Origin of the sequence: Sodalis sp. RH16, assembly GCF_047324245.1 — a bacterium.
In the GTDB taxonomy this organism is placed as follows: Bacteria; Pseudomonadota; Gammaproteobacteria; order Enterobacterales; family Enterobacteriaceae; genus Acerihabitans; species Acerihabitans ligni.
This window is the reverse complement of sequence record NZ_CP178737.1, coordinates 1,531,143-1,550,028: the sequence shown is the minus strand read 5'-3', so window position 1 is coordinate 1,550,028 and position 18,886 is coordinate 1,531,143. Positions and strand designations below refer to the sequence as shown.

Sequence of the window (18,886 nt, the reverse complement as noted above, 5' to 3'; positions counted from 1 at the left end):
CCTCCCCTGCAGGAAACATAAAGATGAAAATGCAAAAATTAGCTGTTTTGATGTCCGCCGTTGCGTTAAGCGCCGCTTTCAGCGCCAACGCCCTGGCAAAAGATACTATTGCGCTGGTGGTTTCCACTCTTAACAATCCATTCTTTGTTTCGATGAAAGACGGGGCGCAACAGGAAGCGAATAAACTGGGTTATCAATTGGTAGTCCTCGATTCGCAAAACAATCCGGCCAAGGAATTGGCTAACGTGCAGGATCTGACGGTGCGCGGCGTCAAGCTGGTCATGATAAACCCGACGGATTCCGATGCGGTGGGCAATGCCGTTATCCTGGCCAACCAAGCCAAGATCCCGGTCATCACCCTGGATCGTAAGGCGAACAAGGGCCAGATCGTCAGTCATATCGCCTCGGACAACCGGGTCGGCGGCAAAATGGCGGGTGATTTTATCGGGCAAAAACTGGGTAACAGCGCCAAGGTTATTGAACTTGAAGGGATTGCCGGCACCTCAGTGGCCCGTGAACGCGGCGAAGGATTCAAGCAATCCGCCGATCAATACAAATTCACCATGTTGGCCAGCCAGCCGGCTGATTTCGATCGCACCAAAGGTCTTAACGTCATGCAGAACCTGCTGACCGCCCACCCGACGGTACAAGCGGTATTCGCGCAAAATGACGAAATGGCCTTAGGCGCGATGCGTGCCCTGCAAACCGTCAATAAAACCGATGTGCTGGTGGTAGGCTTTGACGGTACGGCGGATGGACTCAAAGCGGTGCAAAGCGGAAGAATGGCCGCCACCGTGGCGCAGCAGCCCGATCAAATCGGTATTATCGGTGTTGAAACCGCAGACAAAGTATTAAAAGGCGGCAAGGTGGATGCCATAATCCCGGTAGCCCTTAAGCTGGTCACGAAATAACGCCGGTTCACTTTCTACAGCAAGGTATTGCGTTATCGACCCGCCAGCCGGGGGACGATAACGCATTCAATCAGGATAAATACGATGGCGACAAACAAGCTGGTGGTGCTGGGTAGTATCAATGCCGATCATATCCTCAACCTTGAGCAATTTCCTCGTCCCGGTGAAACGGTTATTGGAAAAAACTATACCGTCGCTTTCGGCGGTAAAGGCGCCAATCAAGCGGTGGCGGCCGGGCGTAGCGGGGCGAATATCGATTTTGTCGCCTGCGTCGGCGAGGATGATATAGGGCAGCGTATCCGTAAGCAGTTGGCGGCGGACAACATCGGTGTCGGATCGGTGGAAGCCAGCCCCGGCACAACCACCGGCGTTGCGCTGATTTTCGTGAACCGGGATGGTGAGAATGTGATTGCCATCGATCCGGGCGCCAACGCCGCGCTTACGCCGGATTATCTGGCGCGATACGAGAAAAAGATTATCGATGCCTCCGTGCTGCTGATGCAGCTGGAGTCGCCGCTGGAGACGGTGATTGCCGCCGCCAAGCTGGCAAAGCTGCATCAGACGCAGGTTATTCTGAATCCGGCTCCGGCCCGTGAGTTACCGGACCCGTTGCTGGCCCTGGTGGATACCATCACGCCGAATGAGACTGAAGCGGAACGTCTGACGGGCGTCGCAATCAATGATGACGCCTCCGCCGCCCGCGCCGCGCAAATACTCCATGGCAAAGGCATTCCCACGGTATTGATTACCCTGGGCAGCCGCGGCGTATGGCTTAGCCGGCAGGGTCATGGCAAACTGATCCCGGGGTTTAAGGTCGACGCGGTGGATACCATTGCGGCGGGGGATACATTCAATGGCGCGTTGGTTACGGCATTGCTGGAAGGGGAAGATATGGACAAGGCAGTGAGATTTGCCCATGCCGCCGCCGCCATTGCGGTCACCCGCTCGGGTGCGCAGCCGTCCATTCCCTGGCGCCAAGAAATCGACGCCTTTTTGCAAGGGTTAGACTAGCTTGTCCACCATGAAAGATGTCGCCCGTTTGGCGGGCGTTTCAACCTCCACGGTTTCTCATGTAATCAATGACAATCGTTTTGTCAGCGATGCGGTGCGAGATAAGGTTCTGGCGGCGGTGGAACAGCTGAATTACGCGCCTTCGGCCCTGGCCCGCAGTTTGAAGATAAACCAGACGCGTACCATCGGGATGTTGATAACCTCCAGTAATAACCCGTTTTATGCGGAAGTGGTGCACGGGGTGGAACGCAGCTGCTATGAGCGCGGTTATAGCTTGATCCTGTGCAATACCGAGGAGGATGCGGATCGCATGAGCCGCAGCATGGAGACGTTGCTGCAAAAACGCGTGGACGGCCTGCTTATCATGTGTACCGAAAACAATCGTCCCTCCCGGCTGGCGTTGCGTCGTTATCCTTCATTGCCCATTGTGATGATGGATTGGACGCCGTTTGAGGACGCGCTGGATATCATCCAGGATAATTCGTTGCTGGGGGGCGATCTGGCCACCCGTTATCTGATTTCCCGTGGTTATCATAAAATTGCCTGTATTGCCGGTCCCCAGGATAAAACCACTGCCCGCCACCGGTTGGAGGGCTATCGTCTCGCCATGAATCGCGCCGGGCTGGTTATTCGGGCCGGATATGAAGTGTTCAGCGATTTTGAATTTGGCGGCGGTGTGGCGGCGATGAAACAGCTTTTGGCGTTGCCCGAACCGCCCCATGCGGTTTTCACCGGCAATGACGCGGTGGCGGTTGGGGTTTACCAGGCGCTGTTTCAGGCCGGGCTATCGGTGCCGGGAGATATGGCGGTGGTGGGTTATGACGATATCGAGCTGGCCAAATACCTTACTCCGCCGCTGACCACTATTAATCAGCCGAAAGATTCCCTTGGCGAGCTGGCCATTGATACCTTACTTTATCGGCTGCAAAATCCCGAGACTGAACCGCAAGTGCTGGTGCTGACCCCGGAGCTGGTGGAGCGGGCGTCGGTGGGGCGTCGATGATGGCGCCATTGCCCCGTTTCTCTTGGTTTAACCGCCGGTGATCGCGGGCCTACCGAGCTGTGGGGCGCTCCGGCGGGCGGTAAAACCACGCCCGCTTCGACCCCATCAGCACGGTCTCCCTTTTACACGCTCGGTGTAACCTCCGGCGATCGCGGGTCGTGCCATGATGTCATCAGTTTTCGCCGATGCGACCCGGCCGTTGCATGTTCTCGCACTGTTCATGGCTGGGTATTGCGCAAAAAAAAAACGGGAACATCTGTTCCCGTTTTCGTCTTGATTCAGTATCAGGCCTGTTTGGCTTGTGCCGCGGCTTTAACGATAACGGCAAATGCATCGGCTTTCAGTGAAGCGCCGCCCACCAGCGCGCCGTCGATATCCGGCTGGGTGAACAGTTCAGCGGCGTTGCCGGCGTTAACCGAGCCGCCGTACTGAAGAATAACCTGTTCGGCGACCGCGGCGTCCTGTTTGGCGATATGGTCGCGGATGAATTTATGCACCGCTTGCGCCTGTGCCGGGGTGGCGGATTTGCCGGTGCCGATGGCCCAAATGGGTTCATAGGCGATCACTGCGTTTTCAAACGCGCCGGCACCCAGGGTGGTCAATACGGCGTCCAGTTGACGGGCGCATACCGCTTCGGTTTGCCCGGCTTCGTTTTCAGCTTCGCTTTCACCGATACAAAGCACCGGAATCAGTCCGGCGTCTTTCAGTACCGCAAATTTCTTCGCGATCAGCTCATCGCTTTCTTTATGGTAGGTTCGGCGTTCGGAATGGCCGATGATGATGTATTTGGCGCCGATGTCTTTCAGCATGGCGGCGGAAACTTCACCGGTAAAGGCGCCGGACAGATTAACGTCGACGTTTTGGGCACCCAATGCCAGGCGGCTGCCGGCAAGCTGGTGTTTGGCTTGATCCAGATACATGACCGGCGGCGCAATAGCCACATCACAGCCGACGACGCCACTCAGTTCACTGCGTAGGGCAGTAATCAGATCGTTCACCAAATGTTTGCTACCATTCAGTTTCCAGTTACCCATCACTAACGGATGTCGCATTTTTTATAATCTCCAATCAGGAACGCGAAGCGAAAATTGATTGCCGTAAGGCACTCTTACCTGACCCATAGTATAGAGATTTAATGCTGTGGTGGCTTTGTTTTTTGTCATCAAACGCAGGGGGATCAAGGCTCGGCTAAAGCGAGTTTAACGGGCTCGACGGCAAAAGTAAGGCCCTTATCGCCATCATCCGCCACCACATAGCGTAACGGCCCCCAGGATTGCTGAAAAAAATGGGCGCCCCGGCCTTTGGCCAATAAATCCATGACCCGGGCCGTGCTTTGCTCCACCGTTAAGCCGGGTTCAAACTCGCGCACCAGCGCGGCCATATAATTGACGGCGGTGGCGCGGGCGGCTTTTTCGCCGCCGCCTACCACCGGCAGGTAGGTAATCTGCAGCGTTTTTATTTTACCGCTGCCCTTTTCCAGGGCGGTGGATGCGTAGAGAGTGCTGTTGATCTTGCTGGCGGCGCGGGTCAGGTTGATAAGATCGTTTCGGTTATCAATGGATCGAAATTCACCGATAGGTAAGTTGGGGTTATGGTCGTTATATCTTTCACGAAATTTAACGATGGTTAAATCGAACGTCGGTGCGCCGGCCAACAGGTATGGCGCCACCGGCGTTGCCGCGGCGGAGGTATCGGCGGCCAGAACATGTGTCCAGGCAACGCCCAGCAGCAGACTGGCGGCGGCGAAGCGGATGAACCGGTTCCTATCCATTTATCACCCCGTTAACCACCCTATGCGATACCCATCAGACCGAGTCTCACCGGTTACCAGTAATGCTCGCTGGTGATATGACCCGGCTTGCGCCGCAGGTGTTTGCGCATTTCGCGCGTTTCTTTCAATAATTGCTGAGTATCCCGCACCATTTGCGGATTACCGCAGAGCATGACATGGCCGTTTTCCGCGCTCAGTGCCACTCCTACCGCTTGTTCCAACGAACCGTCGGCGATCAGCGCCGGGACACGGCCGGTGAGTGAACCGGGCACCGTTTCCCGGCTGACCACGGTCTGAATATGCAGTTTGCCGCTATAGCGCTGCTGCAGTTCAAGCATCAACGGCAGGTAACTGAGATCGCGGGCATAGCGCGCCGCATGCACCAGGACAATATCTTTAAAGCGCTCCAGCCCTTCTCCAAATTGCAAAATAGACAGAAACGGGCCCAACGCCGTGCCGGTGGCCAACATCCACAGCGTTTCACAGGGGGGAATTTCGTCAAGGACAAAGAAACCGGCGGCTTCTTTGGTAACCATCAGTTGGTCGCCCGGTTGCATGGCATGCAGCGGCGGACTGAGCTTTCCTTCCGGTACCGTCACCAGATAAAATTCTAGATTGGGGTTATTCGGCGCATTCACATACGAATAGGCGCGCTGGACGCGTTCGCCGTTGATCTCCAGGCCGAGTTTGGCAAACTGGCCCGCGGTGAAAGCGTCCACCGGCGCGCGGACATACAGGCTGAAAAGACTTTCCGTCCAGTGCTCAACATGTATGATTTCCCCATTAACCCATTCAGCCATAGTGCATTTCCCCTTGGTCTTTCAATAAATAATCTGACCGGCAAATTATATTCCACTCTGTCACAGCGGCTTTTGATAAAGGCGATGGCGCCATTATCAGTTAATTTCGGTATTGCATCCAGCCCGGCTGTCGGTTCTTGTTAAGAAAAAGTTGCATTCGAAAGACGCCATCAACGGCGCTAAAGGATAAACGGATGCAGGGCGGGATCTTTACGATCGAGATAATGGGTGGAAGAAATGCGCCGGATCGTCCGACTGTTGCCGCGAATCAGCAGGGTGTCCGTGGTGGCGAGCAGACCTTTGCGGGTAATGCCGTTCAGCAAATCCCCTTTGGTGATGCCGGTGGCGGAAAAGACCACATTGTCGTTACGCGCCATGTCATTGAGCCGCAGCACGGTATTGGCGGCGATACCCATGGCCGCGCAGCGGGCCAGTTCATCGGCGCCGATGCGCAGGTTTATTTCACTGTTGCCTTTGACCTGATGGCGGGGCAGCAGGCGGCCCTGCATATCGCCGTCCATGGCGCGGATTGCCGCCGCGGAAATCACCCCTTCCGGCGCGCCGCCGATGCCGTACATGACATCCACTTCACTGTCCGGCATGCAGGTGAGCAGGGACGCCGCCACGTCGCCGTCAGGAATGGCAAACACCCGTACGCCCAATTGCTGCAGTTCGGCGATAATTTGTTCGTGGCGGGGTTTGGCCAGGATGATGACCGTAAGCTGCGACAATGGTTTACCCAGTTTGCGGGCAACGTTGCGCAGATTCTCATCCAGGGGCGACTCGAGGTCGATAACGCCTTTGGCCGCCGGTCCCACCGCTATTTTTTCCATATACATATCGGGAGCATGTAAAAAGCTGTCTTTTTCCCCCACCGCCATCACGGTCAAGGCATTGGGTTGGCCCATCGCCGTCATGCGGGTTCCTTCGATGGGATCCACCGCGATATCCACCGAATCGCCCCGGCCCGTGCCCACCGCTTCGCCGATATAGAGCATCGGCGCTTCATCGATTTCCCCTTCGCCGATCACTATACGGCCATCGATGTCCACCTGATTGAGCATGATGCGCATGGCCTGGACCGCGGCGTTGTCGGCGGCATTTTTATCGCCGCGGCCCAGCCAGCAATAGCCCGCCAGCGCGGCGGCTTCCGTTACCCTGGAAAATTCAATGGCTAATTCACGTTTCATGACTAAACCTTGCGTCGCAACTTAAATTGAAGTTTGCTGCAAAGTTTATCACATTCGTCACGCTTTCCGGGTGGTCTATGATTTGCCCGAATCTATGATTTGTCCGAAAAAATAAGGCCCATTCATTGAATGGGCCATATGCCTCAGTCCTTCTGTTCTTCATGCTCTTCCCACGAGCGGGCGCGCGCCACGGCCTTCTGCCAGCCACTGTAGCGCACATTGCGCTCCACGGTTTCAATGCCGGGGTGGAATTCCCGCTCGATAACCGATTTGCTCCTCACCTCGTCCAGATCGTTCCAGAAGCCCACCGCCAGCCCGGCCAGGTAGGCCGCCCCCAGCGCGGTCACTTCCCGCACTTCCGGCCGCTCCACCCGGGTGCCCAGGATATCCGACTGGAATTGCATCAGGAAGTTATTCGCCACCGCGCCGCCGTCCACCCGCAGCGACTTCAGCCGGGCGCCGGAATCCCCCTGCATGGCATCCAGCAAATCCCGGGTCTGGAACGCGATGGACTCAAGCGTCGCGCGGATAATATGGTTGGCGTTGACGCCGCGGGTGATGCCGAAGATGGCCCCGCGCGCATAGGGGTCCCAGTAGGGGGCCCCCAGGCCGGTAAAGGCCGGCACCACGTAGACGCCGTTGGTGTCTTTTACCTTGCAGGCGAAATAATCGCTGTCGGCGGCGTCGCTGATAAGCTTCATTTCATCGCGCAGCCACTGGATGGCCGCGCCGGCGACGAACACCGCCCCTTCCAGCGCATAGTTCACCTCGCCGCGCGGGCCGCAGGCGATGGTGGTCAGCAGGCCGTGTTTCGACCGTACCGCTTCGGTGCCGGTATTCATCAGCAGGAAGCAGCCGGTGCCGTAGGTATTCTTGGCCATGCCCTTCTCGACGCACAGCTGGCCGTACAGCGCGGCCTGCTGGTCGCCGGCGATGCCGGCGATGGGAATACGGGTCCCTCCTTTACCGCCGATATTGGTCTGGCCGTAGACCTCCGAAGAGGAGCGCACCGTCGGCAGCATGGAGCGCGGGATATCCAGCACATCCAGCATTTTCTCATCCCAGTCCAGGGCATGGATATTGAACAGCATGGTGCGGGAAGCGTTGGTATAGTCGGTCACATGCACCCGGCCCTGGGTCATGCGCCAAATCAGCCAGGTATCAATGGTGCCGAACAGCAGCTCGCCGCGCCTGGCCCGTTCCCTGGCGCCCTCGACGTTATCCAGGATCCATTTGACCTTGGTGCCGGAGAAATAGGGGTCGATAACCAGCCCGGTGGTTTCACGGACATACTCTTCCAGCCCGTCGTTTTTCAGTTTTTCGCAGATATCGGCGGTGCGGCGGCATTGCCAGACAATGGCGTTGTACACCGGTTTCCCGGTTTCTTTGTCCCACACCACCGCCGTTTCACGCTGGTTGGTGATGCCGATGCCGGCAACCTGGTCGGAGCTGATATCGGCCTTGGCCAGGACCTCCACCAGGGTTGAGCTTTGCGACGCCCAGATTTCCATCGGGTCATGCTCCACCCAGCCGGGCTTGGGATAAATTTGGGTGAATTCGCGCTGCGAAACGCTGACGATATTAGCCTCGTGGTCGAGAACAATCGCCCGGGAACTGGTGGTGCCCTGGTCGAGGGCTACAATGTATTTTTTTTCAGATGGCATGATGTTTTCCTGCAAAAGTTGTCGTTCTAATGGCGTATAAGGCTTGCCATTTCCATCGCGGATCATGGCGGTCATTATGCTTTATGCTCGCTGGCGGCGCGGTGCGTCTCTTCCAGGCCATCTTCGTTTACGGCGGAAGGCAGATAGGGGCCGATAAGCGCACGGTAGCCGAACGCCCCAAGGCAGGCGCCCACCACCGGCGCAATCAGCGGAACCAGGAAATAGGGAATATCGCGTCCGCCGGTAAAGGCCACTTTGCCCCAGCCGGCCAGATAGGCAAATACCTTGGGTCCGAAATCACGGGCCGGGTTGAGGGCGAAGCCGGTCAGCGGTCCCATGGATGCGCCAATCACCGCAATGAGCAGGCCGATGAGCAGCGGCGCCAGCGGGCCGCGGGGGATGCCGTTGCCGTCATCGGTCAGCGCCAGGATCAGGCACAGCAGAATGGCGGCGATAACCGTTTCCACAAAGAATGCCTGTATCACGGTGATGTGCGCATTGGGATAGGTGGAAAAAATGCCGGCGAGCTGCAGGCTTTCCACGCTTCCCCGCACCATATGGTGGGCCTGTTCGAAATCAAAAAACAGGTTGTAATAAAGGAAATAGACCACCGCCGCGCCGATAAAGGCGCCGAGCATTTGCGAGATAATGTAGGGCAGCAGTTTACGGCGTTCAAAATTGCCGAATAACCACAAGGCGATGGAGACCGCCGGACTGAGGTGGGCGCCGGACACCGCGGCGGTGAGATACACCGCCATGGCGACGCCGAGCCCCCAGATGATGCTGATTTCCCATTGTCCTAAGCTGGCTCCCGCCAGCTTCAGCGCGGCGACACAGCCGACGCCGAAGAAGATTAACAGAGCTGTTCCAAGAAATTCTGCGATGCACTGGCCTGTTAGCGTAGGCGTTTTTAATTGGCTCATAGACTTTTCCTGCTGGCGTTAAGTTGAGGTCTTAGCAAAGGGCGGCCTCTGCGTACCGGAAATGTTTTAACCTAGAAGCAAATGTAGGCATCTTGTAAATTTATCGTTAATGAGCGAAAACGAGAAATATCGAAATCAAAATGTGTGCAGCGCGTCATAAAAATGAGCGAATACGCGTAATAGGTGTTAGAAAAGCACCAATACAGGCTGATTTTGACTACCCGGAGTTCAAATATTAATGTTAAAAATACGGGGAAATTTTAGTAAAGGGAGGTAAATCTTTCAGCGGCGTTGGGGTGGTATAGCGTACAATGTCGGACGCATTCGATCTTTTGAACGATCGCGGCTGGACAGCGGGGACGGGCCTACATAAAATCCGTTCTTCGGACTTTCAGCACCAACGTTATTTTTACACACGCCGGCCATGGTGCACGGCGCATGGTGCGGATATTTTCATTGGTTGCACATAAGAAGTGTATATCCTAAATAATTGGAGTTGCAGGAAAGCCAACATCCCTGCAGCTTGAAGTATGACGGGTATAACGCAAATTTACGATGACACCTTGCAGGCTTAAGGGGGCTGAAATGGCTTTTGAAGTATTTGAGAAGTTGGAAGCGAAGGTACAGCAAGCAATTGATACCATCACGCTTTTACAAATGGAAATTGAAGAATTAAAAGAGAAAAACAACAGCCTGACGCAGGAAATCCAACAAGCGGCCGGCAATCGTGAATCGTTGATTAACGAAAACGAACAACTGAAGCAGGAACAGGGTGTATGGCAAGAGCGTTTACGCGCATTGCTCAGCAAAATGGAAGAGGTGTAACAACCTTGATCCAAAGGGCGACGGCGAACCGCCCTTTGGTTACCCGCAGCGGTTATTCCAGGTCGAGAGCGTCTTCCGACAGGATGATACCGGTATTGTCGGCATAAAGATGATCGCCGGAGAAAAAGGTCACTCCGCCGAAATTGACCCGTATGTCGCTTTCACCGATACCTTCGCTTGCGGCGCCCGCCGGCGTGGCGGCCATGGCTTGTATGCCCAGATCCAGTTCTTCCAGATCATCCACCTGGCGCACCGCGCCATAAACCACGATACCTTCCCATTGATTCTGCATCGCCAGGTTACCCAGCTCGGCATTGATCAGGGCCCGACGGACCGAACCGCCGCCATCCACAACCAGCACCCGGCCAAGCCCGTTTTCCTCGAGCACATCGTATAACAAACCATTATCCTCGAAGCATTTCACGGTAATGATTTGCCCGCCAAACGATGTCCTCCCGCCAAAATTACTGAAAAGAGGTTCAACAACATTCACGTCTTCATGATAAATGTCGCACAGTTCTGAGGTATCGTATTTCATAGGATTTACGTCGGTTTGCCGCTGGAGCCCAAAGTATATCGCTTTCTTACGACAGTTGCCAAAATCATCAATTGTTAAGTTGATACGCATCAGAAAAATGAACGACGCATGTTTAGCTAAACAGCAGGCCGACTGCGAATAAGATATTGATTAATAATGCACATTTGACGGTTTTTTCCAGCATCGGACGGATGCCTGACGGGCTGGTTTCATGTAAAACATAGCGTGCTTGCATATATAATGCGGGCACGGTCAAAACAAACAGCCAGCCCACCAGGTTATGCAGTTCAAGCAGGGTAAAAATTGCCAGACAAAACACCGCGCCGGTGAGCAGCGCGACGTGATAATAACGTGCCCGCGTCGGGCCGAGCCTTACCGCGAGGGTATTTTTGCCGTTGAGACGATCGCTCTCAATATCGCGCAGGTTATTGATATTCAATACCGCCGCGGCTAATAGCCCGCAGGCGGTGGCGGGCAACATCACCACGCTGTGAAAAGCGCCGGTTTGCAGATAATAGCTGCCGCCGACGCTGAGCCAGCCGAAAAAGATCAGCACGGACAAATCGCCAAGGCCCATATAGCCGTAAGGGCGGGTGCCCATGGTATAGGTGATGGCGGCGATAACCGACAATACCCCCAAGACCAGAAAGCCCAGAATATCGGCGGGTTTTTCACAGGCGATCCAGATCAAGACCGCCCCGGATAATAGCGACAGGAAAATGGCCGCCATCAGGGCGACCCTCATTTGTTCACGGGTAATAATGCCCAATTGCATCCCGCGCAGCGGCCCGATACGGCCTTTTTCGTCACTGCCTTTAATCGCGTCGCCGTAGTCATTGGCCAGATTGGATAAAATCTGCAGCAACGCGGCCGTTATCAGCGCCATCAGGGCAATAACGGGTTTGAAATGACCTTGCCAGCCGGCCATAGCCGAACCGGTAACAATGGAAGCCAACGCCAGCGGCAGGGTACGCAGGCGCAGGCTGACCATCCAGGCTTTGGTGGGGCTTAACGTGACGGTTTGGCTCATAGTTAACGGATCTTTGTGTGAATACCCGGTTCTGGTAAAAAAAAAAGGAGACCGTAGCCTCCCGTTTCGGATGTCATTTATCCCTTAGCGTTTAGAGGATAAACCGGCTTAAATCTTCATCAGATATTAGCTCATCCAAATGGCTACGAACATAATCTGCATCAATTGTAATAGTTTTACCATCCCATTCACTGGCATCATATGAAATATCTTCCATAAGCCGTTCAAGGACGGTATGCAACCGGCGGGCACCGATATTTTCGGTACGCTCATTGACCTGCCAAGCCGCTTCCGCGATGCGGCGGATGCCGTCGCTGGTGAATTCGATATCCACCCCTTCGGTAGCCATCAGCGCTTTGTACTGAATAGTCAGCGACGCGCTGGGCTCGGTCAGGATGCGTTCGAAATCATTGGTGGTCAGGGCTTCCAGTTCAACCCGGATGGGCAAGCGGCCCTGTAATTCCGGAATCAGATCGGACGGTTTGGAGACCTGGAACGCGCCGGAGGCGATAAACAGAATATGATCGGTTTTCACCATGCCGTGCTTGGTGGAAACGGTGCAGCCTTCCACCAGCGGCAACAAATCCCGCTGCACCCCTTCCCGTGAAACGTCCGGGCCGGAGGTTTCGCCGCGTTTACAGATTTTATCAATCTCATCGATGAACACGATCCCGTGCTGCTCGACGGCTTCAATGGCCGTCTCTTTCAGCTCTTCCGGATTTACCAGTTTGGCCGCTTCTTCTTCCACCAGAAGCTTTAACGCTTCCTTGATTTTAATCTTGCGCGGTTTTTGTTTCTGTCCGGCCAGATTTTTAAACATCGATTGCAGCTGATTGGTCATCTCTTCCATGCCCGGAGGAGCCATGATTTCGACACCCATTGGCGCGGCAGCCAGATTGATTTCTATTTCTTTGTCGTCCAGTTCCCCTTCACGCAGTTTTTTGCGGAAATTCTGCCGGGCAGCCGAAGGTTCAGCCGTTTCTTCCGGCTGGCCCCAGTTGTTTTTAGCCGGCGGGATCAGGACGTCAAGCACCCGCTCTTCCGCCAGTTCTTCGGCGCGGTGGCGATTCTTATCCATGGATTGCAAACGTACCATCTTGACGGCGGCATCGGTGAGATCGCGGATAATGGAATCCACTTCCTTGCCGACGTAGCCTACTTCGGTGAATTTGGTCGCTTCAACCTTGATAAAAGGCGCATTGGCCAGTTTTGCGAGGCGGCGGGCAATTTCCGTTTTGCCGACGCCGGTGGGGCCGATCATTAAAATATTTTTCGGCGTGACTTCATGGCGCAATGCTTCGTCCAGTTGCATGCGGCGCCAGCGATTGCGTAATGCGATGGCCACTGCCCGTTTCGCATTATGCTGGCCTATGATATAGCCGTCGAGTTCGCTGACGATTTCGCGTGGGGTCATTTCGGACATATTTCGGATCCTTGCGCTTCGTACGTTAATTCTTCAATAGTATGGAACTGATTGGTATAAATACAGATATCCCCGGCGATACTCAACGCTTTCTCGACGATATCTCGTGCGCCCAATTCAGTATTTTCCAGCAATGCCCGCGCGGCTGCCTGAGCATAAGGCCCGCCGGAACCGATGGCAATCAGGTCGTTTTCCGGCTGAATCACATCGCCATTGCCGGTGATGATAAGGGAATTCTTTTTATCCGCTACCGCCAGCAGCGCTTCCAGCTTGCGCAGCATCCGATCGGTACGCCAATCCTTGGCCAGCTCCACGGCGGCCTTCAAAAGATGGCCTTGATGCTGATCCAATTTACGCTCAAATAATTCAAATAGTGTGAAGGCATCGGCAGTGCCGCCGGCAAAGCCCGCGAGCACCTGTTCATTATGCAAGCGCCGGACTTTGATTACATTGCCCTTCATTACAGTATTTCCCAGAGTGGCCTGGCCATCGCCACCAATTACCACATGGCCGTTGCGGCGTACGCTTACGATTGTTGTCACGAGCAACTCTCCGGTAGAGATAGAATGAAGCCCCGGCATTCATCCGGGGCATTTGAAATTATAAATGGGGCGGGATTGGCTTTTTTCAACCCCCGCTGGCAATAGGGATACAATTTGGTACCCCTGAGCCGCGGAGATTTTGTAACGATTTATCGGCGCTGGCGCGGTTGGGATAGGGGCCCAACATCACGCGGTTCCAGCCGCCGCTGGTGGTGATACGGCTTTCAACGCCGCCGAACGCCAGTTGGGCGCGGACGGATTCGGCCTGATCCATGACCTTATAGGATCCGCACTGTATTACCCAGCGCTGGGACTTTTCCTTCGCCGCGCTGTCGGTTTTGGCTTCGGCTTTCGGCGCTGGTGAAGCCTGCGCCGACGGCTCGGCCTGACGAGGCTGGGTGATGGCGGTAATCGGCGCCTGGCGCGGTTGCTCGGCGACGGACTGCGTCTTGCGCGGCTGCGAGGCGGCGGGCGCAACCTCGCGTGGAGCGACCAGGGTCGTGGAAGGCGTCTGACGGGGCTGTGCCGTAACGGGCGCCGCCTGGCGGGGCGTGGTCTGCGTGACGGAAGGCGCCTGGCGCGGCAATGGCTGCGCCGTGAACGGGTTCGCCGGGGACCGGCCGGTGTTGGCCGCGGCGTTCCTCGTTTGATCGTTATAAGGCACTTCGTTTAGATGAGTGGGCTGCTGGCGCATATCCGCCTGCATTTGCTCAAGCAACTGACGCTGTTCATCGGTCAATTGCGCCGGCGATTGCACTTCTCCGCCGGCGGTAGGTTCGGTAGGGGACTGTACGCCAATCTGCCGGTTTTCAAGCTCTTTGATATAACGCCAGCGCTCCTCGGGTTTCGGCGGCAGTCCGTTATTGGTGTGATTGCCGTGGCTTGGTAAAATTACCGCCTCTTCCGTTTTATTGTGTGCAATAAAATAGAGACCGCCGATAAACGTTATCAATACGGCAACCGCCAGAGCGATCATGGTTTTTGAAATGCCGGAAGACGTGCGCTTTTTTCGACTGTTTGGTTTTCTGCGCCGCGTATTGGTCCTTCCACGGCTTACATAGTCTCTTTGTGCCACTATTATTTCGCTAAGTTTAAGAAAGTAACCAGCCCGTCATGTTACTGAAGGCAATATTATTTGACTAGCGCCTGTATTCCTAAAGCCCGTCATGTTTTTATACAGGGCGCCGCGGTGCTGCCCCGGACGATCAATTTACTGTCCAGCAGCAAAGAGGTATTCGTCATCTGATGCTGCCTGACCTGCTGCAAAAGCAACAGCGTCGCTTCCCGCCCGATCTGAAAACTCGGCTGCGCCACGGTGGTCAACGGCGGATCGCAATAGTTTGCCAGCGTAATATCATCAAATCCTATCAGAGACAAATCATTCGGTACGCTCAAGCCGATTTTCCTTGCCTGCGACAAAGCGCCGAACGCAATGATATCACTGTGACAAAAGATAGCAGTTGGCGGATTGGTTTGCGATATTAATGCATTAAGCCCCGCCGCGCCGGTCTGAAAACTGATATCGCCCCGGTAAACCATATGTTCGCCCGCCGGAATGCCGTGGCGGCGCAGCGCCTGGATAAATCCCTGCACCCGATATTGGCACAATGTCAGGTCCGCCGGCCCGCTGATACAGCCGATCCGCCGGTGGCCGAGTTTAAACAGATAATCCGCCGCTTCATAGGCCGCGGTAAGATTATCGATATGTACGGTGGCCAACTCAAGCTCGGGGACAAATTCATTTGCCATGACCATCGGCGGTAAATTCTGCTGCTGAGTTTTATCAATGGCGAACGGCAGAACGGAACCCAGCAGCAACATACCATCGATTTGCCGGGCGATGATCAAATCGCTAAAGCTTTTTTTATCCGGATGTTGGTGCGCGCAATCGGCTATCAGGACCAGATACCCTTGCTCATCGGCGGTTTCTTCAATTCCCCGCAACATTTCGGAAAAAAAAGGGTCGCAAATATCAGGCACCATAACCAATAAATTGCGGGTTTCGTTGCGCCTTACCTGACGGGCCAGGGGTTGCGGATCGTAACCGACAGATTGTACTGCAATCTGGACTCTTTTCCGGGTCTGGGCGGAAACCTTTTCAGGATTCATCAATGCCCTGGAAACAGTGGCTGTAGATACCCCTGCCTTCTCCGCCACATCCTTCATGGTCGCCACGACGGTAGGCCTTTTAAGTTCCACATTCATCTCCTGGCGTCAGGTTAACGCTGACGAATTAACCTACTATCCCATTTACAGTCGCCGGGGCATTGTTGCACCGTCCCGGTTACGGGTTGCTGTTAAAAGAACACGTAATAATGAATATTGTCCTTTCTATCAGATTGTGAGGGACTTGGGGTATTTAAAAGGCCGATGGTGTCGGATCTTTCAATATTATTCGAATGGCAATCACAAAAATCCGGCATGAAAAACCGCTGTTAAATGTCGATGGGATCCACATCCAACGACCATTTGACTTTTCGCGCCTGGGTCAGCGTGTCTACCAAGGGCAGGCTGGCGGCCACCAATCGTTGCAACTGTCCACGGGAAGGGTGCTGGAGCAGTAGCTGCCAGCGAAACCGCCCGCCGCGTTTGGGCTGGAGCGCCGGTATCGGCCCCATCAACCACAGCGCATCGTCCCGCAACGGACTGGCATCAAGGAGCTGGCGCAGGCGTTCTAGAAACTGAGCGGCCTGCCGGTTATCGAGATCTTCGGCCCGGAACAGGATATGGCTGGTAAAAGGCGGTAACGATACGGCCTGCCGTTCGGCCAGCGCTTGCTGCGCAAAAGCCATATAGCCGTCATGCAGCAGGACTTGCAACAGCGGATGATCAGGATGGTGTGTTTGCAGGAAAACCTCACCTTGTTTACCCGCCCGTCCGGCCCGGCCGGCAACCTGGGTATACAGCTGGGCGAAGCGTTCCGCGGAGCGGAAGTCCGCCGAAAAAAGCGCACCGTCCACATCCAGCAGCGAAACCAGGGTGACATCGCGAAAATGATGCCCTTTCGCCAGCATCTGCGTGCCGATCAGAATTCGGGCTCCTCCCTGATGCACCTGGGCAAGATGAAATTCCAGAGCGCCTTTGCGGGCGGTGGTATCGCGATCGATGCGGGTAATGGGGGTGGAGGGAAAGAGCGAAGCCAGCGTCTCCTCAAGCTGTTCGGTGCCCAGGCCGACGGGTATCAACTGGGTTGAGCCGCACTGGGGACATTGGTCTGGGATCGGCCGCTGGCTGTCGCAATGATGGCAACGCATCTGCCGCTGCTGCTGGTGGAGCGTATAAAAGTGATCGCAGCGGGGACATTCTGCAATCCAGCCGCATTCATGGCATAACAACGCCGGCGCGAATCCCCGCCGGTTGAGAAATAACATCACCTGGTTGCCGGCATCCAGATGGGTCCGCATTTTATGCAACAGCGGTTGCGACATGCCGTTGGTCAGCGCCAGGCCTTTCAAATCCTGGAGCTGTTCGTGGGCCGGCCTGGCAATGCCGGCGCGTTTGCCAAGGGTAAGATAGCGATATTTCTTTTGCTGGGCGTTATAGAGGGATTCCAGGGCCGGCGTGGCCGAACCGAGAATGATGGGAATATTTTCCTCACGGGCGCGAAATACCGCCAAATCCCGTGCATGGTAGCGCCAGCCTTCATGCTGTTTATAGGAACTGTCGTGCTCTTCGTCGATAACGATGATACCGAGCCGGGCAAAAGGGGTAAACAACGCCGAACGGGTACCGATAACGATCGCCGTTTCGCCGCTGCGGGCCTTGAGCCAGACCGCGAGGCGCTCGCTGTCATTCAAACCGGAATGCAACACGTCCACCGGCGCATGGAAACGTTCGCGAAAGCGGCTGATGGTTTGCGGCGTCAAACCGATTTCGGGCACCAGGATCAGCGCCTGTTTGCCTTTCGACAGGATATTTTCCAGTACGGTCAGGTAAACCTCGGTTTTACCCGAACCGGTCACGCCCGCCAATAACCAGACGGCAAACTGCTGGTCATCGCCATGAATAGCCCCTACCGCGGTGGCCTGCTCGGTATTCAGCCTCAGCCGTTCACCTTCCACGCGAAAATCCCGGCGCCAGTCGGCGCCGTCCGCCCGTGCGGCCCGCAGATCGCTTAATCCCTTGGCACGCAAGGCCTGCAACGCGCCCTCCGCCAGCGCGTGTTCCGCCACCTCATGGCGATAGAGCGGACCGGACAATAGGGCCGCCAGCGCCTGCTGCTGCTTTGGCGCCCGCTTCAGGGTATCCAGGGCAGTGACCCGCCCCTGCTCGGTGGCGAACCATTGCCATAACGGCGTCATTTCGGCGGCTTTGCCCTGGCGCAGTAAAATCGGCAGTGCATGGAACAAGACCTCTCCCGCAGGGTAGTGGTAATAACCGATAGCCCAATTGAGAATCCGCCAGAGACTGTCGGGAAACAGCGAACGCTCGTCAAGCACTTCGTTAATGGTCTTGAGTTTGTCCGGCGGCAGTGTACTGCCTTCGCTTAACCCCGTGACTATGCCGATGGCGTTGCGCTGTCCAAAGGGTACACGAACGCGCCCGCCGATAACCGGACGCGCATGGTCGGGATAGAGGTAATCAAACGTGCGTGCCAATGGCACCGGTAACGCAACGTGAACAACAGGCATCGGATAGTCCCGGGAGAAAAAATAGCGCTGATAGTGTACACTGTGTCGACTCCAATGCACGGATGTGTTTGCAAAGGGCCGCGACATTCTGTATGATTCGCGGCCTTTGGTATAATCCGATATCAGAGAAACGACACTCCCTTCGCGTGGTGTCCGGCGCAAGCAGACCGGATAGCGACGCGGCCTTATGAAGAGGTTTTCCATGAAAAAAGATATCCATCCGAAATATGTAGCAATTACTGCAACCTGTTCTTGCGGTAATGTTATCAAGACCCATTCCACGCTGGGCCACGACCTGACCCTGGACGTTTGCGGCGCATGCCATCCGTTCTATACCGGTAAACAACGTGTTGTTGATACCGGCGGACGTGTTGATCGCTTCAACAAGCGTTTCAGTATTCCGGGCGCCAAGAAATAGTATCCCCGCTGGATTAGCCTGCGCCCAATGGGACGAAGGCTTCCGGTTGACAGAGCCCCGATCAATTGATCGGGGCTTTGTGCTTTTACTGCCGGTAAAACAACCCGTTCCGTATTTTTTATGCCTTAATAACTCAAAGGCGACCCGGTATCGCGGATATTCATTGCCCCTTGTGCCGTACTTCATTTTTGATTACAAAACCGGAT

Annotated in this window: 18 protein-coding genes; 5 read left to right on the top strand and 13 right to left on the bottom strand. The window is 55.4% G+C overall.

Features of this window, described 5'->3' with window-relative positions; translation table 11 throughout:
- Positions 1–23 precede the first annotated feature (23 nt).
- From rbsB to rbsR, 3 genes are all read left to right on the top strand, one after another.
- A complete protein-coding gene (gene rbsB, locus ACL2XJ_RS07005) occupies positions 24–911 on the top strand; it encodes a ribose ABC transporter substrate-binding protein RbsB (RefSeq protein WP_413726062.1) in 888 nt (295 codons plus the stop codon).
- Positions 912–995: 84 nt separating this feature from the next.
- Positions 996–1,922, top strand: a complete 927-nt coding sequence (gene rbsK / locus ACL2XJ_RS07000; protein WP_132924314.1) for a ribokinase — start codon at positions 996–998, stop codon at positions 1,920–1,922.
- Position 1,923: 1 nt separating this feature from the next.
- On the top strand, positions 1,924–2,925 hold the full coding sequence (rbsR, locus tag ACL2XJ_RS06995; protein ID WP_413726061.1) for a ribose operon transcriptional repressor RbsR: 1,002 nt from the start codon (positions 1,924–1,926) through the stop codon (positions 2,923–2,925).
- A gap of 284 nt (positions 2,926–3,209) precedes the next feature.
- Here the strand turns inward: rbsR and tpiA are convergent, their stop codons facing one another.
- The 6 genes from tpiA to ACL2XJ_RS06965 form a co-directional block, all read right to left on the bottom strand.
- Positions 3,210–3,977, bottom strand: coding sequence for a triose-phosphate isomerase (tpiA, locus tag ACL2XJ_RS06990; protein ID WP_132924317.1), 768 nt, complete (start codon positions 3,975–3,977; stop codon positions 3,210–3,212).
- A 125-nt stretch (positions 3,978–4,102) separates the two neighbouring features.
- Positions 4,103–4,696 (bottom strand): DUF1454 family protein, encoded by a 594-nt coding sequence (locus ACL2XJ_RS06985; protein ID WP_132924319.1) that lies wholly within the window; start codon positions 4,694–4,696, stop codon positions 4,103–4,105.
- Between the two features lie 53 nt (positions 4,697–4,749).
- Entirely contained in the window at positions 4,750–5,496 is a 747-nt protein-coding gene (gene fpr, locus ACL2XJ_RS06980) for a ferredoxin--NADP(+) reductase (RefSeq protein ID WP_203524105.1), read from the bottom strand.
- A gap of 179 nt (positions 5,497–5,675) precedes the next feature.
- A complete protein-coding gene (glpX, locus tag ACL2XJ_RS06975; protein ID WP_132924322.1) occupies positions 5,676–6,686 on the bottom strand; it encodes a class II fructose-bisphosphatase in 1,011 nt (336 codons plus the stop codon).
- Between the two features lie 143 nt (positions 6,687–6,829).
- Entirely contained in the window at positions 6,830–8,350 is a 1,521-nt protein-coding gene (gene glpK, locus ACL2XJ_RS06970) for a glycerol kinase GlpK (protein ID WP_132924324.1), read from the bottom strand.
- 74 nt (positions 8,351–8,424) lie between these two features.
- Complete coding sequence (locus ACL2XJ_RS06965; protein WP_132924326.1) at positions 8,425–9,273, bottom strand: MIP/aquaporin family protein; 849 nt, start codon at positions 9,271–9,273, stop codon at positions 8,425–8,427.
- A gap of 585 nt (positions 9,274–9,858) precedes the next feature.
- Between ACL2XJ_RS06965 and zapB the strand changes: the two genes are divergently transcribed.
- Positions 9,859–10,098, top strand: a complete 240-nt coding sequence (gene zapB, locus ACL2XJ_RS06960; RefSeq protein WP_132924327.1) for a cell division protein ZapB — start codon at positions 9,859–9,861, stop codon at positions 10,096–10,098.
- Positions 10,099–10,150: 52 nt separating this feature from the next.
- Here zapB and rraA read toward each other — a convergent pair whose 3' ends face one another.
- The 7 genes from rraA to priA all read right to left on the bottom strand — a co-directional run bounded on the left by rraA (position 10,151) and on the right by priA (position 18,262).
- A complete protein-coding gene (gene rraA / locus ACL2XJ_RS06955) occupies positions 10,151–10,636 on the bottom strand; it encodes a ribonuclease E activity regulator RraA (RefSeq protein ID WP_132924329.1) in 486 nt (161 codons plus the stop codon).
- Positions 10,637–10,748: 112 nt separating this feature from the next.
- On the bottom strand, positions 10,749–11,666 hold the full coding sequence (locus ACL2XJ_RS06950) for a 1,4-dihydroxy-2-naphthoate polyprenyltransferase (protein ID WP_132924331.1): 918 nt from the start codon (positions 11,664–11,666) through the stop codon (positions 10,749–10,751).
- Between the two features lie 91 nt (positions 11,667–11,757).
- Positions 11,758–13,089, bottom strand: a complete 1,332-nt coding sequence (hslU, locus tag ACL2XJ_RS06945) for an HslU--HslV peptidase ATPase subunit (protein WP_132924333.1) — start codon at positions 13,087–13,089, stop codon at positions 11,758–11,760.
- Positions 13,077–13,631, bottom strand: coding sequence for an ATP-dependent protease subunit HslV (gene hslV / locus ACL2XJ_RS06940; RefSeq protein ID WP_132924335.1), 555 nt, complete (start codon positions 13,629–13,631; stop codon positions 13,077–13,079). Before hslV ends, hslU begins: the two co-directional genes overlap by 13 nt.
- Positions 13,632–13,716: 85 nt before the next feature.
- Positions 13,717–14,706, bottom strand: coding sequence for a cell division protein FtsN (gene ftsN / locus ACL2XJ_RS06935; RefSeq protein WP_132924337.1), 990 nt, complete (start codon positions 14,704–14,706; stop codon positions 13,717–13,719).
- Positions 14,707–14,795: 89 nt separating this feature from the next.
- Positions 14,796–15,830 (bottom strand): DNA-binding transcriptional regulator CytR, encoded by a 1,035-nt coding sequence (gene cytR, locus ACL2XJ_RS06930; protein WP_413726060.1) that lies wholly within the window; start codon positions 15,828–15,830, stop codon positions 14,796–14,798.
- 236 nt (positions 15,831–16,066) lie between these two features.
- Positions 16,067–18,262 (bottom strand): primosomal protein N', encoded by a 2,196-nt coding sequence (gene priA / locus ACL2XJ_RS06925; RefSeq protein WP_132924340.1) that lies wholly within the window; start codon positions 18,260–18,262, stop codon positions 16,067–16,069.
- A 202-nt stretch (positions 18,263–18,464) separates the two neighbouring features.
- On the opposite strand from priA, the gene rpmE reads away from it, so the two are divergent.
- The gene (gene rpmE, locus ACL2XJ_RS06920) at positions 18,465–18,680 is read left to right on the top strand and encodes a 50S ribosomal protein L31 (RefSeq protein ID WP_132924342.1); all 216 of its coding nucleotides are present in this window, start codon (positions 18,465–18,467) and stop codon (positions 18,678–18,680) included.
- Positions 18,681–18,886 lie beyond the last annotated feature (206 nt).

Bases quoted from the DNA above. Each gene is read 5' to 3' on its own strand.
- rbsB (WP_413726062.1), top strand. From the start codon at position 24: ATGAAAATGCAAAAATTAGCTGTTTTGATGTCCGCCGTTGCGTTAAGC.
- rbsK (WP_132924314.1), top strand. From the start codon at position 996: ATGGCGACAAACAAGCTGGTGGTGCTGGGTAGTATCAATGCCGATCAT.
- tpiA (WP_132924317.1), bottom strand. From the start codon at position 3,977: ATGCGACATCCGTTAGTGATGGGTAACTGGAAACTGAATGGTAGCAAA.
- ACL2XJ_RS06985 (WP_132924319.1), bottom strand. From the start codon at position 4,696: ATGGATAGGAACCGGTTCATCCGCTTCGCCGCCGCCAGTCTGCTGCTG.
- fpr (WP_203524105.1), bottom strand. From the start codon at position 5,496: ATGGCTGAATGGGTTAATGGGGAAATCATACATGTTGAGCACTGGACG.
- glpX (WP_132924322.1), bottom strand. From the start codon at position 6,686: ATGAAACGTGAATTAGCCATTGAATTTTCCAGGGTAACGGAAGCCGCC.
- glpK (WP_132924324.1), bottom strand. From the start codon at position 8,350: ATGCCATCTGAAAAAAAATACATTGTAGCCCTCGACCAGGGCACCACC.
- ACL2XJ_RS06965 (WP_132924326.1), bottom strand. From the start codon at position 9,273: ATGAGCCAATTAAAAACGCCTACGCTAACAGGCCAGTGCATCGCAGAA.
- zapB (WP_132924327.1), top strand. From the start codon at position 9,859: ATGGCTTTTGAAGTATTTGAGAAGTTGGAAGCGAAGGTACAGCAAGCA.
- rraA (WP_132924329.1), bottom strand. From the start codon at position 10,636: ATGAAATACGATACCTCAGAACTGTGCGACATTTATCATGAAGACGTG.
- ACL2XJ_RS06950 (WP_132924331.1), bottom strand. From the start codon at position 11,666: ATGAGCCAAACCGTCACGTTAAGCCCCACCAAAGCCTGGATGGTCAGC.
- hslU (WP_132924333.1), bottom strand. From the start codon at position 13,089: ATGTCCGAAATGACCCCACGCGAAATCGTCAGCGAACTCGACGGCTAT.
- priA (WP_132924340.1), bottom strand. From the start codon at position 18,262: ATGCCTGTTGTTCACGTTGCGTTACCGGTGCCATTGGCACGCACGTTT.
- rpmE (WP_132924342.1), top strand. From the start codon at position 18,465: ATGAAAAAAGATATCCATCCGAAATATGTAGCAATTACTGCAACCTGT.